The following is a 1231-nucleotide window of genomic DNA, read 5'->3' on the forward strand; positions in this document are numbered from 1 at the left end:
CGGAAATGTTATTCACATCACCCGTTAAACGAGCGATGCCTTTGCCAACAACAGGCGCGTAAATAGGTGACGTCACCGTGGTTAAGTTAAATTTATCGACTGTTTCACCCAAGATCATTATCGACTTGACGATCTCAATTTCCGTGGTTGCAGATGACTCTTGAGCGAACAGTTCGCCCATATCACCCACCATTGAAGAGATGCCACCCGAGCTTTTCTCTTCAATCTGAATTAATGCATCCGCTTGATAGATAGGGGTGGATAACAGTGCAAATGCAACACCGCCAACTGCAAAGATAAACGTGGTAAAGATAATCCACCACTTAGCATCAAGCAAAATACCAAACAGTTTTCCTAAATCTATTTCATCTGAGTTATCAGTCTGTGTTTGCCTAGATGGTTGTGTTGTCATCGAATTACTATTTCCTAAAACTCGTACTGTTTTGTCGGTTGGCTTATTGAAAACAAACCAACCTAAATCGTTTATGTTATCGTTTCTGATGATTCAAAGCTCACTCTAATGAGTGAAACGCTTTGTTAAATCGATTGAAGCTTTTTTAAATAGATTAAAGCTTTTTCGCCCACGCTTGTGCCGCTTCATCAATCAACTTATAAGCGTGCTCAAAAGCTTCTCGACTTTGGCGATAAGGATCGGGAATGTCTTGTTGCCCTATCCATTGGCCAAACAGCATAGTCTTACCACGCGCTTCCGGGGAAATCTGGGTTAGTGCTTCCATATGCCCTTTTTCCATCACCAATATCAAATCATACTGAGCACAAAGCTGAGGTGTGACTTGTTGTGATTGATGGTCTTCGACATCCACACCATTTTCTGCTGCAATCAAGATTGCAGTTTCATCGGCTGGTTTACCAATCAAACGGCTTTTTTCTGCAGCGATACCTGCAGATGCCACCTGTTTGTTCGGCAATAGTTTTTGTAAAACACGCTCGCCAGTCGGAGAGCGGCAAATGTTGCCAACACAAACAACAAGAATTTTATTAAACATAGATTGCTATCAACCATATAAACTGGGCCACACAGAATGCGGCCCGATATTTAATGTACTTTATTTAAGGCCAGTTACGAATGCGCAGCACGCCTTCGGTTAGGTCATTGAACCCGGTAATTGTCGGAACAAGTTGTCCAATTACACGGTTCCAGCGGCTAATCGGTGCCGCCGTAACATAAACAATGTCGTACGGCTTCAAATCAAACTCTGTACCAATCACA

General features: G+C 42.6%; 2 protein-coding genes and 1 pseudogene. All 3 read right to left on the bottom strand.

Annotated features, from left to right (window positions below):
* On the bottom strand, positions 1–412 hold a 412-nt coding region (locus tag KIV40_RS26545; RefSeq protein ID WP_285352170.1), incomplete at its 3' end, for a Wzz/FepE/Etk N-terminal domain-containing protein.
* A 154-nt stretch (positions 413–566) separates the two neighbouring features.
* Positions 567–1007, bottom strand: coding sequence for a low molecular weight protein-tyrosine-phosphatase (locus KIV40_RS26550; protein WP_285352171.1), 441 nt, complete (start codon positions 1005–1007; stop codon positions 567–569).
* A gap of 64 nt (positions 1008–1071) precedes the next feature.
* Positions 1072–1231 (bottom strand): annotated as a pseudogene (locus KIV40_RS26555) (sugar transporter); the annotation flags it as partial.

This window comes from Vibrio sp. D173a, from assembly GCF_030248475.1.